Origin of the sequence: Microbacterium sp. Ru50, from assembly GCF_002920555.1 — a bacterium.
In the GTDB taxonomy this organism is placed as follows: Bacteria; Actinomycetota; Actinomycetes; order Actinomycetales; family Microbacteriaceae; genus Microbacterium; species Microbacterium arborescens.
Window position 1 is genome coordinate 1 of the sequence record NZ_PQSV01000085.1, and the last position, 263, is coordinate 263.

Below are 263 nucleotides of genomic sequence, written 5' to 3' on the forward strand. Positions count from 1 at the left end.
CGAGGAGGAATGGCGCATCGTGTCGCTGCTGGGCCTCGGGTTGCCGGACGAGGCCATCGCCCGTCACCTAGGCATCGGGCATCGCACGGTGCAGCGGCGAGTCCAGGCCCTGCTGGTGCGACTGGGTGCGGCCAGCAGGTTCCAGGCGGGCGTGCTCGCGGCGCGGCGCGGCTGGTGGACGCCGGACGACCCCCTCGGTGCCTGAGCCGCGCCGGTGCTCCGTGGGGCCGCCGGTGTGCGGACGGCCCCACGGCCGGGAACGG

General features: G+C 76.0%; 1 protein-coding gene. It reads left to right on the top strand.

Translation table 11 applies throughout. The annotated features are described in order from the left end of the window. The coding region (locus tag C3481_RS16370; protein WP_146053687.1) for a response regulator transcription factor at window positions 1–205 on the top strand (205 nt) is incomplete at its 5' end. Window positions 206–263 lie beyond the last annotated feature (58 nt).